Source organism: Rhodovibrio salinarum DSM 9154 (assembly GCF_000515255.1).
GTDB lineage: Bacteria > Pseudomonadota > Alphaproteobacteria > Kiloniellales > Rhodovibrionaceae > Rhodovibrio > Rhodovibrio salinarum.
Window position 1 is genome coordinate 450,328 of the sequence record NZ_KI911559.1, and the last position, 19,669, is coordinate 469,996.

Below are 19,669 nucleotides of genomic sequence, written 5' to 3' on the forward strand. Positions count from 1 at the left end.
CAGAGCCTGGCGGCGGGGTACCTAGGCCGTTGCCTCCCACGGGCCTGCCGCCAGCAGCTTCGCGAGTGCGTCCGGGTCGTCGTGCTTCTGTTTCGGGCACAGCCGGCGGAGTTGCAGGCGGTCGGGGCGGTCGCCGATGCGCTGGTCGGTCGAAAACGCGAGGTCGGTGTGCCGGCGGGCGGTTTCAACCACCCGCGTGCTGATCTTGCCCTGTGGATAGGCGAAGGCGAAGGGCCGGGCGCCCAGCAGGTCGGAGAGCCAGGTAAGCGCGCCGGCGATCTCGTCCTCCAGCTCCGGCTGTTGCAGCGAATAGAGCGAATCGTGGCTCAAGCTGTGCGCGCCCACCCGCCAGTGCGGCTCTTGAGCGAGATCGCGGAGGCCGCTTTCCGACAGGTGCGTGGCGCCGCCGCGCTGGATCTGATTGCGCGCGGCGAACAGGCCGGCGGCGATCCCGTGGCGTTGCAGGAGCGGTGTCGCCAGCTCCGCGACTTCCGCGTAGGCGTCGTCGAAGGTGATCGCGGCGACCGGCCGGTCGCGTCCGGCGAAGTCGTCGGTATCCCACAGCCGCACCGCCTGCTCGATCCCGACCAGCTCGAACGTCTCGCTGAGCACGTCCAGCTGACGGGCGAACGCCTCGGCACGGGTGCGGAAGGGATAGTCGTCCAACTTGTCCGACAGTGCGTGGTAGCACAGGAGCACGAGCCCACGCCGGTGTCCCAGGTCCGTCCAGATCGTCGCGTTCATGAGCCGGCCACCTTGGTGCCGGGCGCGATCAGAAACTCGGCTTCCGGATCGTGCAGCTGATAGCGGCGCTTGGCGAGCTCCGGGCGCTGCACCGCGTAGCAGTAGCAGCAACCGTGCGGGCAGGTGTCGTAGGCGCCGATGTCCTTCGCCTGCGCGCAGTAGCAGCCGGGCCGGTTGCCCTTGGTCGGCGCCGACACTTTTTGTCCGGCGACACGGCCCAGCCGCGCGGCGTCGATGCAGCGCGCGGCCTGCAAGCGGGTGAACAGGGGGTCGGGCAGCAGCTCCGGCTGGGCGCACAGCTTGGGCGTAAAGCCATGGGCCTGCGCGGTAGCCGCGAGGTCCTCCAGCAGCGCCGTCTTCTCGTCCGCTGGTGGGTCCCACCAGGTAAAGCCGTGACGTTCGGCCGCGCGGTCGGTGTTGCGCTTGGTCTTGGCGTAGATGGTGGCGAAAGAGAGCACGACCTCGTCGCCCGCGCCCGCCAAGGCCTCGGCCAGCTTGGCGAACGTTTCCCGGTGCCAGTCGGGTGGGGTGAGCGCGGTCAGGAACACCGGATCGTAGCGCCAGACAACCGTTTCGGGGCCGTAACGCTCTGCGATCGCATGCATTTGCGCGACCGCGCGGCGCCAGTCGATCACCGAGGTCTCCAGCGCGCGCGGATAGGCGGTGATGGTATACTGCACGACGAACGGGAATCCCCGGTCGGCGACCTCCGCTAGCGCGTCCGTGAACGGTCCGGCGTTCTTGGTCCAGAAGATGAAGCCGTCGCAGCCCTGCTGGCTCAGATCGACGGTGTAGACCTGCCCGCCATAGGGATTGACCATCTTGGCATAGCCGGCGCGCAGCCGAGTTTGGAACCATGTCGGGTAGAACGCCGGGATGTCGGTCTTGTAGCTGGCGGAGACGATCAACGGCCAGTTTCCCGACGTGCCTAGCTCTGCCCGTCGTCGTCCTGTGGGTCGCGGGCGAGTTCGCGCCGCGCCTGCTCCTTCTGGATCTTGGCGGCGCGGATTCGGCCCCAGGTGCGGAAGGCGAAGTAGCAGGCACCGGCGACCAGGGCGATGTAGAAGCCGCCCTGCTTCATCGCCTCCGAGTCGTACAGGTAGTCGCCCACGAGCGCCATGCCGGCGGCGGTGAACACCGTCGCCATCAGCGCGATCAGGATGCCGAGATAGATCTTGTCGTTACGCAGGTCGCCAGGCGGGAAGGGGCTGCGTGGTTGCGGGCTGTCGGGGGACTCGTCGTTACGCTCGGGGCCGGCCATGGCTGGGGTCGTGTCCTTGAAACAGGGGCGTCGTTTTGGCGCGCCGGCGTGTCGGCCATCTGTCCCGACGCGTTCGCTGGTATGCATATCGTGCATTCGCTGCGCGAATAAAACCGCTGCCCTGCGCAATTTGACGGCTTGATGGTGGTGTAAGGGTACTTACATAAGCGGTCGAACGCGAGATAGCGGCGCACTTTCGACGCACGCGAAAACACCAGGGACGCTCGTGCGGCGCTTCGGCGAAGAAGGCTGCGGGCGATCTGCTGAAAGGAGAGAGGATAAAATGAGCAGGACCATCGGCATCGATCTCGGCACCACGAACTCCTGTGTCGCGGTCATGGAAGGCAAGGAGGGGAAGGTCATCGCGAACTCCGAGGGGTCGCGGACGACACCCTCGATGGTGGCCTTCACCGAGGACGGCGAGCGCTTGGTCGGCCAGGCCGCGAAGCGCCAGGCGGTCACCAACCCGACCAACACGCTGCACGCGATCAAGCGCCTGATCGGCCGCCGGTTCGACGACCCGACGACCAAGAAGGACATCGATCAGGTCCCCTACAAGATCACCAAGGCGGACAACGGTGACGCCTGGGTCGAGGCGCAGGGCAAGCAGTACAGCCCCTCGCAGATTTCCGCCTTCATCCTGCAGAAGATGAAGGAAACGGCCGAGGAGTACCTGGGCGAGACGGTCGACAAGGCCGTGATCACCGTCCCGGCGTACTTCAACGACAGCCAGCGCCAGGCGACCAAGGATGCCGGCCGGATCGCGGGCCTCGAGGTCGAGCGTATCATCAACGAGCCGACAGCCGCTTCGCTCGCCTACGGCCTGGACAAGCAGAAGTCCGGAACCGTCGCGGTCTACGACCTGGGCGGCGGCACGTTCGACATCTCCGTCTTGGAGATGGGCGACGGCGTGTTCGAGGTGAAGGCGACCAACGGCGATACCTTCCTCGGCGGCGAGGACTTCGACCAGAAGATCATCGAGTACCTGGCCGACGAGTTTAAGAAGGAGCAGGGCATCGACCTGCGCCAGGACAAGCTGGCCCTCCAGCGCCTGAAGGAGGCCGCGGAGAAGGCCAAGATCGAGCTGTCCGGCTCGCAGCAGACCGAGGTCAACCTGCCGTTCATCACCGCCGACCAGAACGGCCCGAAGCACCTCAACATCAAGCTGACCCGGGCGAAGCTCGAGGCGCTGGTCGAGGATCTGGTGCAGCGCACCGTCGAGCCGTGCAAGGCGGCGCTCAAGGACGCCGGCATGAAGGCCAGCGAGGTCGACGAGGTGATCCTGGTCGGCGGCATGACCCGGATGCCGAAGATCGGCGAGACGGTGAAGACCTTCTTCGGCAAGGAGCCGCACAAGGGCGTCAACCCGGACGAGGTCGTGGCGATCGGCGCGGCGATCCAGGCCGGCGTGCTGCAGGGCGACGTCAAGGACGTGCTGCTGCTCGACGTGACGCCGCTGTCGCTCGGCATCGAGACGCTGGGCGGCGTCATGACCAAGCTGATCGAGCGGAACACGACCATTCCGACCCGGAAGTCGCAGACCTTCTCGACCGCCGAGGACAACCAGACCGCCGTCACCATCCGCGTCTTCCAGGGTGAGCGCGAGATGGCCGCGGACAACAAGCTGCTCGGCAACTTCGATCTGGTCGGCATCCCGCAGGCGCCGCGCGGCGTGCCGCAGATCGAGGTGACCTTCGACATCGACGCCAACGGCATCGTCAACGTCTCGGCCAAGGACAAGGCGACCGGCAAGGAGCAGTCGATCCGCATCCAGGCCTCTGGCGGCCTTTCCGAGGACGATATCGAGAATATGGTCAAGGAAGCCGAGGAGCACGCGGACGAGGACCGCAAGAAGCGCGAGCTGGTCGACGCCAAGAACCAGGCCGAGAGCTTGATCCACACCACCGAGAAAACGCTGAACGAGGTGGGCGATCAGGTCGAGGCCGACGACAAGAAGGCCGTCGAGGACGCCGTCAGCGAGCTGCGCACGGCAGTCGAGAACGAGGATCTCGACGACATCAAGCAGAAGACCGAGACGCTGTCGCAGGCGTCCAGCAAGCTGGGCGAGGCGATGTACCGCAACGCCCAAGAAGCTCAGGGCGCCGAGGGGGCGGCCGGCGATGGCCAGGACGCCTCGGACGGTCAGCAGTCCAGCGAGGACGTGGTCGACGCCGACTTCGAGGAGGTCGACGAGAACGACCAGAAGCGTGGCGGTCAGTCGCAGTAACTGACCGGCCGGCGGCAACGAAACGGGCGGGGGTCGAGCGGCTCCCGCCCGCTTCTCTTGTCCGCCCGCCGATCGACGCGCGCACGCATGTGCTCAAAAGCACGTCAAGAGTTGCCGGGAGCGAGCCGGCGGCGACAGAGGCGACACCAGAAACCGGGACCGTCGACGCGCCATGGCGAAACAGGACTATTACGAGCTGCTTGGGATTTCCCAAAGCGCTGGCAAGGACGAGATCAAGAAGGCCTACCGCAAGCTGGCCATGAAGTATCACCCGGACCGCAACCCGGGGGATGAGGAGGCCGAGGCCAAGTTCAAGGAGATCGGCGAGGCCTACGAGGTTCTCTCCGACGAACAGAAGCGCGCGGCCTACGACCGCTTCGGCCACGGCGCCTTCGAGCAAGGCGGCGGCATGGGCGGTGCTGGCGGTATGGGCGGCTTTGGCGGCTTCGGGGGCGGCGGCTTCGCCGACATCTTCGACGAGATGTTCGGCGACATGATGGGCGGCGGCCGGCGCCGTTCGTCGGGCCGTGGCGCCGACTTGCGCTACGACATGGAGATCACCCTGGAAGAGGCCTTCCAGGGCAAGCAGGCGACCATCAAGGTGCCCACCAGCGTCAAATGCGACAGCTGCGAGGGCACGGGCGCGGAGCCCGGCAGCAAGCCGGTCAATTGCCCCACCTGTAACGGCGACGGCCGGGTGCGCCAGCAGCAGGGCTTCTTCACGATCGAGCGCACCTGCCCCAGCTGCGGCGGCGCCGGACAGTCGATCGACAAGCCCTGCAAGGCTTGCGAGGGCGCCGGCCGGGTGCATCGCGAGCGCTCGCTGCAGGTCAACATCCCCGAGGGTGTCGAGGATGGCACGCGGATTCGTCTGGCCGGCGAAGGCGAGGCCGGCATGCGGGGCGCGCCCACGGGCGATCTGTACATCTTCCTGAGCGTCAAGCCGCACCGGATTTTCGAGCGCGAGGGCGCCAACATGGCGTGCCGCGTGCCGATCCCGATGACCACCGCCGCGCTCGGCGGGACCATCGAGGTGCCGGTGATCGACGGCACGCGCGCCAAGATCAACATCCCCGAGGGCACCCAGTCCGGCAAGCAGTTCCGCTTGAAGGGCAAGGGCATGACGGTCGTGCGCTCGAACAGCCGCGGCGACATGTACGTCCAGGTCGAGGTCGAGGTGCCCAAGAACCTCTCCAAGCGCCAAAGGGAACTGCTGCGCGAGTTCGAGGAGGAGAGCGAGGGCAAGCACACCTCGCCCGAAAGCCACGGCTTCCTCTCCAAGATCAAGGAGTTCTGGGAAGACCTGACTGACCAGAAGTAGCGCGGCGCTCCTCGTGCTTAGACGTCACAAGCCGGCGATGGCCAATGCCATCGCCGGCTTTTTTTAACCAGTTGGCATAAAAGATATCATCCGCTCTTGGCCCGCGTATGGCGACTTAGGCGCGCCGGCGTTCGCGCCCGGCCAGCCAGCGGCTGATCTTGTGCCGGCGCGGCGCGAACCAAGCGTAGCCGCGTTCCAGCACGCCGAGCGCAGGGCGGCTCCCGGCGATCGGCGCCACGGCCTTGAAGCCGGGCAACCGGCGCCACATCGCAACGAACGCCTCTGCGCCGGTGATGATCGACCCGTCGGCTTCGCGGGCGTGGATGCGGTCCAGCGCCTGCTTTTGCGTGACCGCGTCGCAGGCAAGGTCGCCGATACCCTGGCTGACGTCGTGCCAGCGGATCACGCCCTTGCGGTCGAGGCGTTGGTAGAAGGAGATTTCGCGCGTGCACAGCGGGCACTGCCCGTCGTAGTAGACGGTCAGTGGCTTGTTGGTCGGGTGTTTCATAGCCGGCGAATTAGGGCGCTTGGGCCGCAGGTCAAACGCGTGCTACAGGGCGGTCGGTTTTACCTTCAGGGAGGTGCGGGGGATGAGCGGACAGCTGCGCATCGGGGTTGCCGGCTGTAAGGGCCGGATGGGCCGAACCATCGTTGATGCGGTTGCGGCCGCCGAAGGCGCCCAGCTTGCCGGCGGCAGCGTGCGCCCGGACGATGCCTGGGTCGGTCAGGACCTCGGAAGCCTGACCGGTCATGGTCAGTTGGACGCGCCGGTCGTCGGTGATCCGATGGAGTTGGTCCAGCGGGCGGATGCGGTGATCGACTTCACCACGCCCGAGTTGACGGTCAAGCATGCCGAACTGGCCGCGCAGGCCGGGATCACGCTGGTGATCGGCACGACCGGGCTGAGCGATGAGCAGCAGGAAGCGATCCGCCGGGCCGCCCGCCACGTTCCGGTGGTGCAGGCGCCGAATATGAGCCTGGGCGTCAATCTACTGCTCAATCTGGTGCAGCAGGTCGCGGCGGCGCTGGACGACAGCTTCGACATCGAGATCACCGAGATGCACCATCGCCACAAGAAGGACGCGCCCTCGGGCACGGCGCTTGCCCTCGGCCGGGCGGCGGCGGAGGGGCGCAAGGTGGTGCTGGAGCAGGTTGCCGACCGGGGTCGCGACGGCGATACCGGCGAACGCACGCCGGGCAACATCGGGTTTGCCGCGCTGCGCGGCGGTGACGTGGCAGGCGAGCACACGGTGATTTTCGCCGGCGCGGGCGAGCGGATCGAGCTCAGCCACAAAGCGTCCAACCGCGGCATCTTCGGCCAGGGGGCGGTCAAGGCGGCGCTTTGGGCGCGCAGTCAGGACCCGGGCCTATACTCGATGCAGGATGTGTTGGGGATCGGCTGAGCAGCAGCACAGCGGCTGTCGGATCGATATGAAAAAAAGCCGCCGGCGCGATCAGGCGTCGGCGGCTTTTCCGTAGCTGCGGGGCGTGGGGACGTTAGAACATCGTCTCCAGCACGCGATCCGGCGGCGTATGGCCGTCGACGAAGGTCTTGCAGTTGATGATGACCTTCTCGCCCATGGCGATCCGGCCCTCGATCGTGGCCGATCCCATGTGCGGCAGCAGCACGACATTGTCCAGCTTGAGCAGCTTGGGACTGACCGCCGGCTCGTTCTCGAACACGTCCAGACCGGCGCCTGCGAGTTCGCCGCGCTCCAGCATCCGGGTCATGGCATTTTCGTCGATCACCTCGCCGCGCGAGGTGTTGACGATCGTGCAGTGCGGCTGCAGCAGCTTCAGCCGCCGGGCGTTCAAGAGATGGAAGGTTGCCGGCGTGTGCGGACAGTTGATCGAGACGATGTCCATCCGGGCCAGCATCTGATCCAGGCTGTCCCAGTAGGTCGCCTCCAACTCGTCCTCGATCTCCTCGGCGACCGTGCGACGGTTGTGGTAGTGCACCGACAGCCCGAAGCCACGCGCCCGGCGCGCGACCGCCTGGCCGATCCGGCCCATGCCGACGATCCCCAGGCGCTTGCCCCACAGCCGGTGGCCCAGCATGTGGGTTGGGCTCCAGCCGCCCCAGTCGCCGGCGCGCACCAGCCGCTCGCCCTCGACCAGCCGGCGCGAGGTCGCGAGGATCAACGCCAGCGTCATGTCGGCGGTATCCTCGGTCAGCACCCCCGGCGTGTTGGTCACCGTGATGCCGCGCTGGCGCGCCGTCTTCAGATCGATGTGGTCGACGCCGGTGCCGAACGAGGCGATCAGCCGCAGGTTGTCGCCCGCTTGCGCCAGCACCGCCGAATCCACCCGGTCGGTGACCGTGGGGACCAGGACGTCGGCCGTGCGTACCGCCTCGATCAGCTCGTTCTGGCTCATCGGGTGGTCGTCGGTGTTCAGACGCGCGTCGAACAGCTCCATCATGCGCGTCTCGATGACATCGGGCAGGCGGCGTGTGACGACGACGACCGGCTTCTTCTTCTGCGGCATGAACCTCTCCCGGCTGGCGGAGGTCTTAGGACTGCACCAGGCTTTTGCGTCGCTGCCATAGCAGCCCGCTCCGGGGTTGTCTAGCAGACCCCGCGCGCTTGACCGGTACGTCGCAGCCCGGCTAAAGCGCAGGCGCCGACGCCCGTTGTCTGCCGGAACGTTTCGATGCGCCGCTCCCGCCTCTTTGCCGTGCTCTTGATCGCTGTGCTGCTGGCCTTGGCCGGGCTGCCGGCGTCGCTGTCGCACGCGCCGCTCGGCTGGCTTGCGCCCGCGTCCGCCCAGGCCGAGGCGGGCACGCGGGGGCGCGTCACCGGCCTGCCGATTCCCCGTTTCGTCTCGCTGCGTCCGGATGAGGTCAATCTGCGCACCGGCCCGGGCCTGCGCTACCCGATCGAGTGGGTCTACAAGCGCGCCGGCATGCCGGTCGAAGTGATCGGCGAGTACGGGACCTGGCGTCAGATCCGCGACTGGGAGGGCGATACCGGCTGGGTCCACCAGGTGATGCTGCAGGCCGACCGCACCGCCCGGATCGTTGGCGAGCGTCCGCGGCCCCTGGTTGCCGAGCCGGATGCCGACGCGCCGCCGGTGGCCTTGCTGCAGCCGGGCGTGATCGCCGCGCTGGAGCGGTGCCGGGACCGCTGGTGCTATCTCACCGCCGGCGGCCACAGCGGCTGGATGCGCCGGGAAGCGTTTTACGGGGTCTATCCGGGCGAACGGGTAGCGGACTAGGAACCGAGAGCACTACTCGTCCAGCGTATCCAGCGTCCGTCGAAAGCGGTTGACGTGGCTTTTCTCCGCCTTGGCAAGCGCTTCGAACCAGCGGGCGACATCTTCGAAGCCTTCCGCGCGGGCGACCCGGGCCATTTCCGGATACATCGATTCCGATTCCCGCGCCTCGCCGGCGATCGCTGCCTTCAGATTGGATGCGGTGTCGCCGAATGGCTCGCCGCTCTCGGGGTCGCCCGCGTCCTCCAGGAATTGTAGCGTGCCATGGGCATGGCTGGTCTCGGATTCCGCCGTCGCCCGAAACACTTGGGCGACATCGTTATAGCCTTCCTTGTCGGCGTGCTGGGCGAAATACAGGTACCGCCGGTTGACCTGACTCTCGTGCGCAAAGGCAGCTTTCAGGTTGGCCTCGGTTTGCGAGCCCTTGAGCTTGCTCATGGGGAAGACGCCGGCGCGCTGTCTGGATCGGGCGAAGAGGAGGACGGTGTGGGCTAGCCGTTGCGCCTGACGCGCACGATCACATCGACCCGGTCGACGCGTGTACCATCCGGCGCCTGAGGCAGTTCCGCGAGGCGCACCTGCTCGCCGGGGATATCCTGCAGCGAGCCGTCGTCCTGGTAATAGAAGTGATGGTGATCGTGGATGTTGGTGTCGAAGTACGAGCGTCCCGGTTCGACCACCACCTCGCGCAGCAGGCCGACCTCGGTGAATTGGTTCAGGGTGTTGTACACCGTCGCCAACGACACCGGCAGATCGGCGTCCTTCGCTTCCTTGTGCAGCTGCTCGGCCGTGACGTGCTTGTCGTCGCCGTTGAACAGCAGCCGGGCGAGCGAAACACGTTGACGCGTCGGGCGCAGTCCCGCGCGCTTGACGCGTTCGGCCAGCTCGCGATCGGTGCCCCGGCGCGTGGCCTGCGTGCCGACAGGAGGTTGTGTGGTTGTCGTCACCGGATCCAGGTCCTTTGACCTAACTGCTGCGTGACGGCGTGAGCAGAACTCACCCCATTTATTCCTGACATCCTTTCCATATAATGCCAAGGAGATGCGTCAAAAAGGCCCGTGTCCGCAGGTTGTCCGGCAAAACCCAGCGGATGCGGCCGAATGTGCCGGAAATGCGCGCTCACGCGCGCTTGCCCGGCCGGACGCGATGGTGTAGGCGGATGTTGTCGCCGGGCGGTCACGTGTTAACGTGCCGTTCGGTCAGGCGTGGGCGGTCGGTCGACGGGCGGCGCGGGTCATCCGGTTGGCGGCCCTGGCGGAACGTGGTCCACGCGGCACACCGCTTGAGGGCAGGCGTCGGAGGTGTCCGGGCCGGAGACTGGATCGCGCGCACGCACGCTTTCATCGAAAACCCGATCTCGCGGCGCCGGCGCATGCGCCGACCGCCGCCAGCCTCCCGCGAGACGCGCGTGGCGAAGAACCCGACGCGCGGCCGCCGGCCGCCGCACCGCGGATCGCAAGGGGGCGCTGGGCCAACGCGGTCGGGACGTTCAAAGACAACACCCGGGGGCGGATAGCTACGTGAACGAGCGGAAGACCAGTTACGGGTACGAGGACCTGCTGAGCTGTGGCCATGGCGAGCTGTTCGGGCCCGGCAACGCCCGTCTGCCCCTGCCACCGATGCTGATGTTCGACCGGATCGACCGGATCACGGAAGAAGGCGGCAATCACGGCAAGGGCGAGGTTGTGGCCACCCTGGACGTCAAGCCGGACCTGTGGTTCTTCGGCTGCCATTTCGAGAGTGATCCGGTGATGCCGGGCGCCCTCGGCCTGGATGCGATGTGGCAACTGGTCGGCTTCTTCCTGGGCTGGATCGGCGCTCCGGGGCGCGGCCGCGCGCTGGGCGTCGGCGAAGTCAAGATGTCGGATCAGGTGCTGCCCACGGCCAAGCAGGTGGTCTACCGGCTCAACCTCAAGCGGGTGATCCGGCGCAAGCTGGTCCTCGGCATCGCCGACGGCACGATGGAGGTCGACGGCAAGACCGCCTACGAGGCCAAGGACCTGCGCGTGGGTCTGTTCACGCAGCCGGAGACCCAGGCACAGGGGGCGTAAATGCTGGGTCCGCCTTGGCGGTCGCAGCGACCTGACTTGCGCGGTACCGCGCTGAGGCACACGGTTCCGAGCAATCCGACCACGGAGCATCGATGCGACGCGTAGTAGTCACCGGTCTGGGCGTGGTTTCCAGCATCGGCAACAACAAGCACGAGGTCATGGAGTCGCTGAAGGCGGGTCAGCCCGGCATCACCTTTGCCGAGGAATACGCCGAACGTGGCTTCAAAAGTCAGATCCACGGCTCGATCAGTATCGACCTCGAGCAGCACGTCGACCGTAAGCTGCGCCGCTTCATGGGCGACGGCGCGGCCTACAACTATGTGGCGATGAACGAGGCGATCGCGGACGCCGGCCTGGAGAGTGGCGACGTCTCGAACCCGCGCACGGGTCTGATCATGGGCTCCGGCGGCCCGTCGACCTCGAATCAGGTGCAGGCCGCCGACATCGCGCGCGAGCGCGGCGTGCGCCGGATCGGCCCCTACATGGTGCCGCGCTGCATGTCGTCGACCAATTCCGCCAACCTGGCGACGGCGTTCAAGATCAAGGGGATGAGCTACTCGATCTCGTCCGCCTGCTCGACCTCCGCGCACTGCATCGGCTCGGCTTACGAGCAGATCCAGCTTGGCAAGCAGGACGTGATGTTCGCCGGTGGCGGCGAGGAACTGCATTGGACCCTGTCCATGCTGTTCGATGCCATGGGCGCCCTGTCGACGCACTACAACGACACGCCCGAGTCCGCCTCGCGCCCCTACGACAAGAACCGCGACGGCTTCGTGATCTCCGGCGGCGGCGGCGTGGTCGTGCTCGAAGAACTGGAGCATGCCCGGGCGCGCGGCGCCAAGATCTATGGCGAGCTGATCGGCTACGGCGCAACCTCCGACGGCGACGACATGGTCGCGCCCAGCGGCGAGGGTGGGGTGCGCTGCATGCGCCAAGCCCTGCACGGGCTGGGCAACAGCAGGGTCGACTACATCAATGCCCACGGCACCTCGACTCCGGTGGGCGACATCTCGGAGCTGCGGTCGATCCGCGAGGTGTTCGGCGAAGACCTGCCCGCGGTGACCTCGACCAAGTCCCTGACCGGACATGCTCAGGGGGCTGCCGGGGTGCAGGAAGCGATCTATTCGCTGTTGATGCTGGAGCACGATTTCATCGCGGCGTCGGCCAACATCGAAGAGCTCGATCCCGAGGCCGAAGGCATGCCGATCCTCACCGAGCGCAAGGACGCCGCAGGCTTGACGTGCGTGTTGTCGAACAGCTTCGGCTTCGGCGGCACCAACTGCTCGCTGGCGTTCCGCCGCTTCGAGGCGTAGCAGCCGACACCGCCTTGGCGGAACGCGGGACCTGCAGCGTTCTTACCGCGGGCGCCGGTCCCGGCGGTCGAGATGGGCGGCACGCCGTCGACAGGCGACCAAGATAACTCCCGCGCCGCCGGCGGCATCCGGACGGACGGGCGAAGGCATAGGAAGGACGAACCAGGATATGACGTCGCAAGGCGGAGTTCTGGCCGGCAAACGCGGCCTGATCATGGGGGTGGCGAACGAGAAGTCGATCGCCTGGGGCATCGCCAAGGCCGCCGCCGATCAGGGCGCGGAACTCGCCTTTACCTATCAAGCCGATTCGTTCGCCAAGCGCGTCCGCCCGCTGGCCGAATCGGTCGGCAGCGATCTCCTGGTGCGTTGCGACGTTTCGGATGATGCCGATCTGGATCGCGCCTTCCAGGAGATTGCCGAACACTGGGACGGGCTCGACTTCATCGTCCACGCGATCGCTTATTCCGATAAGACCCAGTTGAAGGGCCGCTACCTCGACACCACGCGGCAGAACTTCCGCCATACCCTGTCGATCTCGGCCTATTCCTTCACGGCCGTTGCCCAGCGCGCGCAGCCGCTGATGCGCGAGGGCGGAAGCCTGCTGACCCTGACCTACCTTGGCGCCGAACGGGTCGCGCCAAACTACAACGTCATGGGGGTCGCCAAGGCCGCGCTGGAGGCCAGCGTCCGCTACATGGCCGCCGACCTGGGGCCACGTGGCATTCGGGTTAATGCGCTCTCCGCCGGGCCGATGCGCACGCTGGCCGGCTCCGCGATCGCGGATGCGCGCTTCACCTTCCGCTGGTCGGCCGAACAGGCTCCCCTGCACCGCAACGTCGACCTGGAAGAGGTGGGCCAGTCTGCGCTCTACCTGTTGAGCGACCTGTCGGCTGGCGTGACCGGCGAGGTGCACCATGTCGACGGCGGTTACCACGCCATCGCCATGCCGCATCCCGATCGGGTGAACACCAAGAAAGAGTAGCGGCTTCCGCTGGGCGGTTGCGCCTGAGCAATCCGTCGGATTGTTGTATGTGGCGGGCGGCAATCGATGGCCTGTGCCACTGTCGCCACGAGTTCCCTCTACAGATCGTTTGGTATCAGGTCGGGGCGGTCGGTGATGATCGCGTCGACCCCCCAGCCGCGCAAGCGGGCTGCGGTGCCGCCGTCGTTCACGGTATAGGCCGCGACGGCCCAGCCAGCGTCCGTGACCTCCCGACTCTCCGCCGGTAAGAGATGATCGGCGGCCAGATGCAGGGAGACGCAGTCTAGCTCGCGCAGCACCTCGGACCAGCGCACCGGCCGGTTCTGCACGATCAGACCGCGCGGCAGCTCCGGTCCCTTGTCGCGGGCGGCTGCGAGACTGTCCCGCTGGAACGACGACAACAGCGGCTTGGGCCGGTCCTCGGGCCAGAGGTCGCGCACCGTGCGCACGGTTGCTTCCGCCGTTTCGCGTGCCGCGCCCGGGGCGGGCTTGATCTCCAGGTTCACCTGCAGATTCAGGCGGACCATCTCCGCCAGCGCCTCCGCCAGGGTCGGGATGCGCGTGCCGGCAAACGCCGGGTCGAAGGCCGCGCCGGCGTCCAATTCGGCTAGCTGCGTGGCGGTCCACTGATCCAGCCGTCCCGCGATCCCCTCGATCCGTTCCAGACTGACATCGTGGTGCAGCATCGGCGTGCCGCAGGCGGCCAGCATGACGTCCACTTCGACCCAGCGACAGCCGGCTTCAGCGGCCGCGCGCAGGCCAGGCAGGGTGTTTTCTGGCGCCAGCCCTGCGGCGCCACGGTGACCGATCACGGGCGGTAGGGCGATCCGCGGCGTCGGGGCATCCGGTACGGTGGCGAAACGGTCGGTCACCCGACTAGCCCTCGACGTCCTGGCGGATCATCTCGGCGATCCGTGGGGCCCCGGCGGACGCCGCGACGTGGTCCACGTGACCGCCGTCTGGACCCATCAGAAAAACGTAGGACTGGTGCTGCATCAGATACGCCCCGTGGTCCATCGCGGCATGGTCGGCGGCCGACATCTGCCCGTCGCCGTTTTGCGTGTCCTGTTGCGCGGCGGCGACCTCCTCCGGGTCCACCTTTTTATAGGACACGTGGTAGGCCTGCGCCGCTTGCTGGATGGCTTGCTTGTCGCCGGTCAGGCCGATCAGGCGGGGATGGAAATTGGCGACGTAGTCACGCATCCGCGCCACGTCATCGCGGGCAGGATCGATGGTGATGAACACCGGGGTTATCCGCTCCGCCTTGGCTGGGTGGTTGTCGGCGACGACGTCAAGGGCCTGGGACATCGCCTGCAGGGTCATCGGGCAGACGTCCGGGCAATGGGTGTAGCCGAAGAACACGAGCGTATAGCCGCCCTCTAGATCCTGGGCAGTGACGGTGTTGCCTTGCGTATTGGTCAGTTCGAACGGCCCGCCGATCGCCTGGTCGGCTTGCGGGCCCGAACCTGCCATCTGGGACCTGCCGTCGTCGTTCAACCAGACGTTCCAGGCCACCGCGGCGACCAGGGTCACACTGGCGAGGGTGCTGACGACGGCGGTGATCCGCGCGACTTTCGATTTCGGCAGGATGCCGCTCATAGCTGTGCGCCGCCTTTTTTTGCTTTATGTCGGTGTCGGGGACATAAGCCAGCGAACGGCGAAACGGAAGGGTCGTGCTGCGTTATCGTGCCGTATGCTGCCGGGCGATGGTCGGCAATCCGGGTGGGCCGCGTAAGTTTGAGTGTGTGCGCCGTTGACCGGGCTTGCGGGCCGGGGCACCGTCGCCCCCGTCATGACCCCATCCCCACCGCTCGGCGCGTATGGTGCCAACGATCCCCTGTTCCTGCTGCTGGCGGCGCTGGCCGTGGAAGCCTACGTCGGCGATGTGATCGCGCGTTTGCCGCGCGTGCCGCATCCGCGCGCCCTGCTGGCCCGGCTTGCCGGGCGGCTGGGTTTCCGATTGAACCGGCCGCAGCGCGGGCGCCGGGCACTGGTGCTGCGCGGGCTGTTTGTGGTGATCGCGCTCGCGCTGGGCGCGGCCGTGATCGGCTGGGCGTTGGCGGCCTTCACGCGGGTCTACCCGTTCGCCTGGATCATCGAGTTGTTCCTGCTGGTCGCGCTGATTGGTCAGAACGGCGTGTTGAGCGGACTCAAGTCGGTGGCCGACGGCCTCGCCACCGGCAGTGCCGAGCGCACGCGCGCGGCGTTGCGTCCGCTGGCGGGCGAACGGTTGGCGCCGGACCAACTGGAGCGCCTGGACTTGCGGGGGCTGTCGATTGCCGCCCTGGACGGCGGGGCGCGTCGGGCGGTCTCTGCCGCCTTCGCGCCGGTGCTGTTTTACATTCTGTTGGGTCTGCCAGGGCTGATGGCGCAGCAGACCGTCTGGACGCTCGCCTGCGTGGTTGCCAATAGCAACAAGCCGGGCGGTTCGGGTCTGGGTTTCGGGCGGGAAGGCGATTTCGCGCTTGCCGCTGTCAAGCTGGATGCAGCGCTCGCCTGGGTGCCGGACAAGGTCGCCGGGCTACTGTTCGCCGGGGCCGCTGCCTTCGTGCCGGGCGCACATCCTGTGACCGCGCTGCGGCGCTTGCCTCGGGCGACCTCGTGGGCGGTTGGGGCGATCGGCGGGGCCCTGCGCCTGACCGGTCGGAAGGATGGCACGTTGAGCCGCGTCGGCGCACCGGAGGCCACACAGCTGAAACGGGCGGCGATGCTGCTGGGGGTCGCTCTGTTGATCCAGGGCGGGCTGATCGCGGTATTGGTGCTGTTGCGTCAGACAGCTTAGTCCGACAGAGCGCGAGGCGCTGTGCGCAAGATTTGAGCGGATCGTCAGCGGGCTGGTCGTTTTAAGCGGCGTCGTCAATCGATCGCTCTTAGGGGCGGGGCATCGCTGGGCTGGAGCTTTCGTAGCTCGCCTCCGGTGTGGCGTGTAGGCGCGCCAGGAGGCACCGCAGGTCGCTCAAGACCTGTGGCTCGGCTTGGGCGCGCTTCCGGGCGATTTGGTGGATTGTCTGGCCGTATAGAAGCGCGCGCAGCAACGCGCGCTCGTCGGAGGTGATCGATGCCTGGGTGCGCTCGACCATAACCTGCTCAATCTCCGAAATAGACTGCGTCCTGCCGCTGGACCATGGCTTCCGGCTCGCGGAACGGTTTCCATCACGCGAGCTGGTCATAAAACAATACCACATGACGCCGTCGATATAAGCCTTCTTACATTCAATATAAACGGCGACTCAGTTTAGACCAACTCAAAATTGGCAAGATACCCCTTCGGGGGTATCGCTTCATTCAATCGAGTGGATTTAGAATCCCGGACTTGCTCCGACGAGGCGGGTGCGGAGGTGGGCTTCCGCCGGTCGGTGCTATGCGAACGGGATGGAGAGGTATGTCCGGAAATTTGATCGAGCTCGATGGGCGCTGCGCGGCCTGTGGTGACGAACAGGCGGAGGTTTGGGTAAAGGCTCGGTCGGTCGCGCCGTGCTACGCGATCATGGCCGTTTCGGGCGATTTCCAGGATCTGATCCGGGCGGAATGTCCGCGGTGCCAGACCGGTACCGGGAGCTGTCTCGTGGCGCGGTTGCGCGCGCTCGCCGCTGGCAGCGAGACCACTTAAAAGCTAGGGCTGGACCGTCTGGGTCCAGGGGCCATCCTGCTCACGCCCGCGGCACGTGATTGACCAGTGCCACCCGCCAGGCCGGCGGGGTATCCGGCGCGCTGTCCGCTGGCGGTGCGATGTGGTCGATGCGTGTGAGAGCGCAGTTATCGACGACGAACGACAAGGCCCGTTCCGGCTCCAGGTCGAGGGCGCGCGCCAGGGCGGCGCGAATCGTCCCGCCGTGGGTCACGGCGACGACGTCGCGGCCGGCATGCGTGCGCGACAGGCGATCCACGACGGTGCCGACTCGCTGGATCAGATCGGCGAAGCTCTCGCCGCCCGGCGGCGCCTCGTGCGCGGGCGCCAGCCAGAAGCGATTCCACTGCTCGCCGCGTTCGGCGATCAGCTCGTCGCGATGCCGGCCCTGCCAGTCGCCGAACGACTGCTCGGCCAGTTCCCGTTCGGGGTGCAGCTCGGGCGCCGGGTCCGCCCGGCGTGCCAGGATCGCTTCGGCGGTTTGAGTTGTGCGGATCAGGTTGGAGGTGACCCAGATGGCGTCCTGCGGCAGTAACGCGGCAAGGCCGTCGTAGATCGACGTATCCGAGGTGTCGCAGTCCATGTCCATCTGGCCGTAGATGCGCCCGTTGGCGCTGGTCACCGGCGCGTGGCGGATCCACCACCAGCGTGTGGTCGCCGACATCCGATCCCCTCTCTTATGGTCACGGGCCAGAGCGAAGTAGCGCGCGCTTCGCGCACTTAAATGAACGCGGGACCGGTTGCCGCCAGCAGGCTGGCGGCCGTTAGCAGTACGACTGTCTCGACCGTCTGCTCCACCGTTCCCAGCACGTCGCCGGTATAGCCGTGCACCTGCCGGGCTGCAAGGCGGGCGACCAGTCCAGTTGCCAGTGCGCTCATGCCGAGGGCGACCATCCCGGCGAGCGGTCCCAGCGTCAGCAGGATCGCGCCGGTGCCGAGCAGGAGTGCGGTGGCGACGACACCCCGCGAGGGGCGACCGGCTCCGTGACCGAGGCCGTCGGCGCGGGCTGGCTTCAAGCCGCGCATGACCGGCAGCATCGCCGCGCGGCCCAACGCGTGCGCGCCGATCAGTGCCAGCGCGCCGCCAGGCACGGCTGCCAGCGCTGCCAGCGCGCCGACGCGCAGCAGTAGCGAGAACACGATCGCCGCGACACCATAGCTGCCCACCCGGCTGTCGCGCATGATCGCGAGCTTGCGCGCGACATCCTCTCCGCCGCCGAAGCCGTCGGCGACATCGGCCAGGCCATCCTCGTGCAACCCGCCGGTGATCGCGAAGCTGACGGCGAGCGCCAGTCCAGCCGAGACGAGCGGTGGCAGGTGGAGGCCGGTCGTGAGGATCAGGGCAAGGGCGCCGGCGGCGCCCACCAGCACACCCACCAGCGGTGCGCAGCGCAGTGCACGGGCCAGTGCAGCCAAGCCGTCCGGCTCGCCGGCGGCAGCCTCAGGCCAGCGCACCGGCAGGCGGGTTAGAAAGACGATCGCGCGCGCCAGGTCCTGCCGCCAGACGCGCCAAGCGCCTGACTTGGACGGAGCAGCATCCGGGGCCAAGTCGCAACTCCATGGATTGCCGTCGCAGGGCGTCGGCGGTGCGGCCAAAACGCCCTTTGCCCGGGTGGGCAGGGCGCGGTTATAGGACAGCCAGACCCTCGCGCGAAAGCGCGCCCACTTGAACGCTGTGCGCAAGCGCGGCCCCTGTTCGCAACAGGGCGCGCACGCGTGCGCCGATGATCCCAGTGAAGGAGTGACCGTCCAGTCATGGCAGGCAGTAACGGCGACGACCGATCCTCGCACGCCGGTCCCAACAACGGTGCAGCGGCCGGCGCGCAAGAAGCCCCGGCGACCTTCGACGAAATCCGCCAGCTCCTTGGCGATCTGCCGGGGCCGGATCTGGAGAGTCGCTCGGCCGCGACGACCCGGCAGCAGCAGTTGACCAAACCGCGTGGCTCGCTTGGCCGGTTGGAGGAACTGGCGGAATGGCTGGCGGCCTGGCAGGGCGCGCATCCCCCGCGCATGGACCGCCCGCGCGTGGCGGTGTTCGCCGGCAACCACGGCGTGGCGGCGCGTGGCGTGTCGGCCTACCCCCCCGAGGTGACGCAGCAGATGGTCCAGAACTTCATCGACGGCGGGGCGGCGATCAACCAGCTGTGTGCCAACTGCGACGCCGACCTGCGGGTTTACGAGCTGGCGCTTGAGGAGCCCACGGCGGACTTCTCGCAAGCCCCCGCGATGAGCGAGGACGAGTGCGCGCGGGCCATGGCCTACGGCATGCTCGCCGTCGAAGAAGGCTTCGACGTGATGGCGCTGGGCGAGATGGGTATCGCCAACACTACCAGCGGCGCGGCGCTCTGCTGCGCCCTCTTCGGAGGCACGGCGTCGGATTGGATCGGTCCCGGCACGGGGATCGACCGGTCGGGGCTCGGCCGCAAGGCCGAAGTGGTCGACCAAGCGATGCAGTACCACCAGGGCCATCTGGACGACCCGCTGGAGGTTCTGCGCCGGGTCGGCGGGCTGGAGTTGGCGGCGATCGTCGGCGCCATCCTGGCCTGTCGGCTGGCGCGCACGCCGGTGCTGCTGGACGGCTTCACCTGCACCGCTGCTGCGGCGGTGCTGTACAAGCTGGATCCTCACCTGCTGGACCATTGCGTGGTCGCGCACGTCTCTGCCGAGCCGGGGCATCGGCGACTGCTGCAGGAGATCGGGAAGCGTGCGCTGGTCGATCTGGACATGCGCTTGGGGGAGGCCTCCGGCGCGGCGGTGGCAATCCCGCTGCTGCAAGCGGCGGTTAGCTGCCACGCCGGTATGGCGACCTTCGACGAGGCCGGGGTCTCGACCCCGGACTGACGGACATGGGACTGACGGACGTGGGATTGGTGGCGTAGCGAGGTTCAGGCGTTGCGTCGCGTCCGGGCGGGCTGCGAAACTGGAATGC

General features: G+C 67.3%; 22 protein-coding genes. 10 read left to right on the top strand and 12 right to left on the bottom strand.

The features are described from left to right. Positions 1–21 precede the first annotated feature (21 nt). From RHOSA_RS0102115 to RHOSA_RS0102125, 3 genes are read right to left on the bottom strand one after another with little or no spacing between them, the layout of a single operon-like run. A complete protein-coding gene (locus RHOSA_RS0102115; protein WP_027287393.1) occupies positions 22–744 on the bottom strand; it encodes a polysaccharide deacetylase family protein in 723 nt (240 codons plus the stop codon). Continuing rightward, the gene (locus RHOSA_RS0102120; RefSeq protein ID WP_027287394.1) at positions 741–1,652 is read right to left on the bottom strand and encodes a DUF1848 domain-containing protein; all 912 of its coding nucleotides are present in this window, start codon (positions 1,650–1,652) and stop codon (positions 741–743) included. Before RHOSA_RS0102120 ends, RHOSA_RS0102115 begins: the two co-directional genes overlap by 4 nt. A 20-nt stretch (positions 1,653–1,672) precedes the next feature. After that, positions 1,673–2,005, bottom strand: a complete 333-nt coding sequence (locus RHOSA_RS0102125; protein ID WP_027287395.1) for a hypothetical protein — start codon at positions 2,003–2,005, stop codon at positions 1,673–1,675. A 283-nt stretch (positions 2,006–2,288) separates the two neighbouring features. Between RHOSA_RS0102125 and dnaK the strand changes: the two genes are divergently transcribed. Beyond that, positions 2,289–4,232, top strand: coding sequence for a molecular chaperone DnaK (gene dnaK / locus RHOSA_RS0102130; protein ID WP_027287396.1), 1,944 nt, complete (start codon positions 2,289–2,291; stop codon positions 4,230–4,232). A 172-nt stretch (positions 4,233–4,404) separates the two neighbouring features. Then, complete coding sequence (gene dnaJ / locus RHOSA_RS0102135) at positions 4,405–5,553, top strand: molecular chaperone DnaJ (RefSeq protein WP_027287397.1); 1,149 nt, start codon at positions 4,405–4,407, stop codon at positions 5,551–5,553. A 115-nt stretch (positions 5,554–5,668) separates the two neighbouring features. Here dnaJ and RHOSA_RS0102140 read toward each other — a convergent pair whose 3' ends face one another. After that, the gene (locus RHOSA_RS0102140; protein WP_027287398.1) at positions 5,669–6,061 is read right to left on the bottom strand and encodes a thiol-disulfide oxidoreductase DCC family protein; all 393 of its coding nucleotides are present in this window, start codon (positions 6,059–6,061) and stop codon (positions 5,669–5,671) included. Between the two features lie 94 nt (positions 6,062–6,155). Between RHOSA_RS0102140 and dapB the strand changes: the two genes are divergently transcribed. Beyond that, positions 6,156–6,956, top strand: coding sequence for a 4-hydroxy-tetrahydrodipicolinate reductase (gene dapB, locus RHOSA_RS0102145; RefSeq protein WP_027287399.1), 801 nt, complete (start codon positions 6,156–6,158; stop codon positions 6,954–6,956). Between the two features lie 94 nt (positions 6,957–7,050). On the opposite strand, the gene RHOSA_RS0102150 is transcribed toward dapB, so the two are convergent. Further along, positions 7,051–8,040: a 2-hydroxyacid dehydrogenase gene (locus RHOSA_RS0102150; RefSeq protein WP_027287400.1), complete on the bottom strand. Its 990-nt coding sequence runs from the start codon at positions 8,038–8,040 to the stop codon at positions 7,051–7,053. Positions 8,041–8,205: 165 nt separating this feature from the next. Between RHOSA_RS0102150 and RHOSA_RS0102155 the strand changes: the two genes are divergently transcribed. Beyond that, positions 8,206–8,769, top strand: a complete 564-nt coding sequence (locus RHOSA_RS0102155) for an SH3 domain-containing protein (protein WP_027287401.1) — start codon at positions 8,206–8,208, stop codon at positions 8,767–8,769. Positions 8,770–8,781: 12 nt separating this feature from the next. Here RHOSA_RS0102155 and RHOSA_RS0102160 read toward each other — a convergent pair whose 3' ends face one another. Further along, entirely contained in the window at positions 8,782–9,204 is a 423-nt protein-coding gene (locus RHOSA_RS0102160; protein WP_027287402.1) for a rubrerythrin family protein, read from the bottom strand. Positions 9,205–9,257: 53 nt separating this feature from the next. Then, positions 9,258–9,650 carry an iron response transcriptional regulator IrrA gene (gene irrA, locus RHOSA_RS0102165; protein WP_027287403.1) on the bottom strand — a complete coding sequence of 131 codons (393 nt, stop codon included), beginning with the start codon at positions 9,648–9,650 and terminating at the stop codon, positions 9,258–9,260. Positions 9,651–10,286: 636 nt separating this feature from the next. Between irrA and fabA the strand changes: the two genes are divergently transcribed. The 3 genes from fabA to RHOSA_RS19825 all read left to right on the top strand — a co-directional run bounded on the left by fabA (position 10,287) and on the right by RHOSA_RS19825 (position 13,112). Beyond that, entirely contained in the window at positions 10,287–10,817 is a 531-nt protein-coding gene (gene fabA, locus RHOSA_RS0102170) for a 3-hydroxyacyl-[acyl-carrier-protein] dehydratase FabA (protein WP_027287404.1), read from the top strand. A 92-nt stretch (positions 10,818–10,909) separates the two neighbouring features. Continuing rightward, a complete protein-coding gene (gene fabB / locus RHOSA_RS0102175) occupies positions 10,910–12,130 on the top strand; it encodes a beta-ketoacyl-ACP synthase I (RefSeq protein ID WP_027287405.1) in 1,221 nt (406 codons plus the stop codon). Between the two features lie 169 nt (positions 12,131–12,299). Continuing rightward, a complete protein-coding gene (locus RHOSA_RS19825) occupies positions 12,300–13,112 on the top strand; it encodes an enoyl-ACP reductase FabI (RefSeq protein WP_037255545.1) in 813 nt (270 codons plus the stop codon). A 98-nt stretch (positions 13,113–13,210) separates the two neighbouring features. Here the strand turns inward: RHOSA_RS19825 and RHOSA_RS0102185 are convergent, their stop codons facing one another. Together RHOSA_RS0102185 and RHOSA_RS0102190 are read right to left on the bottom strand one after the other, a co-directional pair. Beyond that, positions 13,211–13,984, bottom strand: coding sequence for a glycerophosphodiester phosphodiesterase family protein (locus RHOSA_RS0102185; RefSeq protein ID WP_027287406.1), 774 nt, complete (start codon positions 13,982–13,984; stop codon positions 13,211–13,213). 4 nt (positions 13,985–13,988) lie between these two features. Then, positions 13,989–14,711, bottom strand: coding sequence for an SCO family protein (locus RHOSA_RS0102190; protein ID WP_037255547.1), 723 nt, complete (start codon positions 14,709–14,711; stop codon positions 13,989–13,991). Positions 14,712–14,904: 193 nt separating this feature from the next. On the opposite strand from RHOSA_RS0102190, the gene RHOSA_RS0102195 reads away from it, so the two are divergent. Next, positions 14,905–15,894: a cobalamin biosynthesis protein gene (locus RHOSA_RS0102195; RefSeq protein ID WP_027287408.1), complete on the top strand. Its 990-nt coding sequence runs from the start codon at positions 14,905–14,907 to the stop codon at positions 15,892–15,894. 88 nt (positions 15,895–15,982) lie between these two features. On the opposite strand, the gene RHOSA_RS0102200 is transcribed toward RHOSA_RS0102195, so the two are convergent. Then, positions 15,983–16,192: a hypothetical protein gene (locus RHOSA_RS0102200; protein WP_156092465.1), complete on the bottom strand. Its 210-nt coding sequence runs from the start codon at positions 16,190–16,192 to the stop codon at positions 15,983–15,985. Positions 16,193–16,494: 302 nt separating this feature from the next. Here RHOSA_RS0102200 and RHOSA_RS0102205 point away from each other — a divergent pair, with 302 nt between their 5' ends. After that, entirely contained in the window at positions 16,495–16,722 is a 228-nt protein-coding gene (locus tag RHOSA_RS0102205) for a hypothetical protein (RefSeq protein ID WP_027287410.1), read from the top strand. A 40-nt stretch (positions 16,723–16,762) separates the two neighbouring features. On the opposite strand, the gene RHOSA_RS19830 is transcribed toward RHOSA_RS0102205, so the two are convergent. Together RHOSA_RS19830 and cobS are read right to left on the bottom strand one after the other, a co-directional pair. After that, positions 16,763–17,404 (bottom strand): histidine phosphatase family protein, encoded by a 642-nt coding sequence (locus RHOSA_RS19830; RefSeq protein ID WP_051431706.1) that lies wholly within the window; start codon positions 17,402–17,404, stop codon positions 16,763–16,765. A gap of 56 nt (positions 17,405–17,460) precedes the next feature. Beyond that, positions 17,461–18,288 carry an adenosylcobinamide-GDP ribazoletransferase gene (cobS, locus tag RHOSA_RS0102215; RefSeq protein ID WP_027287411.1) on the bottom strand — a complete coding sequence of 276 codons (828 nt, stop codon included), beginning with the start codon at positions 18,286–18,288 and terminating at the stop codon, positions 17,461–17,463. 207 nt (positions 18,289–18,495) lie between these two features. On the opposite strand from cobS, the gene cobT reads away from it, so the two are divergent. After that, complete coding sequence (gene cobT, locus RHOSA_RS19835) at positions 18,496–19,581, top strand: nicotinate-nucleotide--dimethylbenzimidazole phosphoribosyltransferase (protein ID WP_081728386.1); 1,086 nt, start codon at positions 18,496–18,498, stop codon at positions 19,579–19,581. Positions 19,582–19,669: the final 88 nt, after the last annotated feature.

Coding starts and splice junctions, on each gene's coding strand:
- RHOSA_RS19825 (WP_037255545.1), top strand. CDS start 12,300: ATGACGTCGCAAGGCGGAGTTCTGGCCGGCAAACGCGGCCTGATCATG.
- RHOSA_RS0102155 (WP_027287401.1), top strand. CDS start 8,206: ATGCGCCGCTCCCGCCTCTTTGCCGTGCTCTTGATCGCTGTGCTGCTG.
- RHOSA_RS0102200 (WP_156092465.1), bottom strand. CDS start 16,192: ATGGTCGAGCGCACCCAGGCATCGATCACCTCCGACGAGCGCGCGTTG.
- RHOSA_RS0102150 (WP_027287400.1), bottom strand. CDS start 8,040: ATGCCGCAGAAGAAGAAGCCGGTCGTCGTCGTCACACGCCGCCTGCCC.
- dnaK (WP_027287396.1), top strand. CDS start 2,289: ATGAGCAGGACCATCGGCATCGATCTCGGCACCACGAACTCCTGTGTC.
- RHOSA_RS0102195 (WP_027287408.1), top strand. CDS start 14,905: ATGACCCCATCCCCACCGCTCGGCGCGTATGGTGCCAACGATCCCCTG.
- RHOSA_RS0102205 (WP_027287410.1), top strand. CDS start 16,495: ATGTCCGGAAATTTGATCGAGCTCGATGGGCGCTGCGCGGCCTGTGGT.
- RHOSA_RS0102160 (WP_027287402.1), bottom strand. CDS start 9,204: ATGAGCAAGCTCAAGGGCTCGCAAACCGAGGCCAACCTGAAAGCTGCC.
- RHOSA_RS0102190 (WP_037255547.1), bottom strand. CDS start 14,711: ATGAGCGGCATCCTGCCGAAATCGAAAGTCGCGCGGATCACCGCCGTC.
- RHOSA_RS0102140 (WP_027287398.1), bottom strand. CDS start 6,061: ATGAAACACCCGACCAACAAGCCACTGACCGTCTACTACGACGGGCAG.
- fabB (WP_027287405.1), top strand. CDS start 10,910: ATGCGACGCGTAGTAGTCACCGGTCTGGGCGTGGTTTCCAGCATCGGC.
- RHOSA_RS0102115 (WP_027287393.1), bottom strand. CDS start 744: ATGAACGCGACGATCTGGACGGACCTGGGACACCGGCGTGGGCTCGTG.
- dnaJ (WP_027287397.1), top strand. CDS start 4,405: ATGGCGAAACAGGACTATTACGAGCTGCTTGGGATTTCCCAAAGCGCT.
- cobT (WP_081728386.1), top strand. CDS start 18,496: ATGGCAGGCAGTAACGGCGACGACCGATCCTCGCACGCCGGTCCCAAC.
- RHOSA_RS0102125 (WP_027287395.1), bottom strand. CDS start 2,005: ATGGCCGGCCCCGAGCGTAACGACGAGTCCCCCGACAGCCCGCAACCA.
- RHOSA_RS19830 (WP_051431706.1), bottom strand. CDS start 17,404: ATGTCGGCGACCACACGCTGGTGGTGGATCCGCCACGCGCCGGTGACC.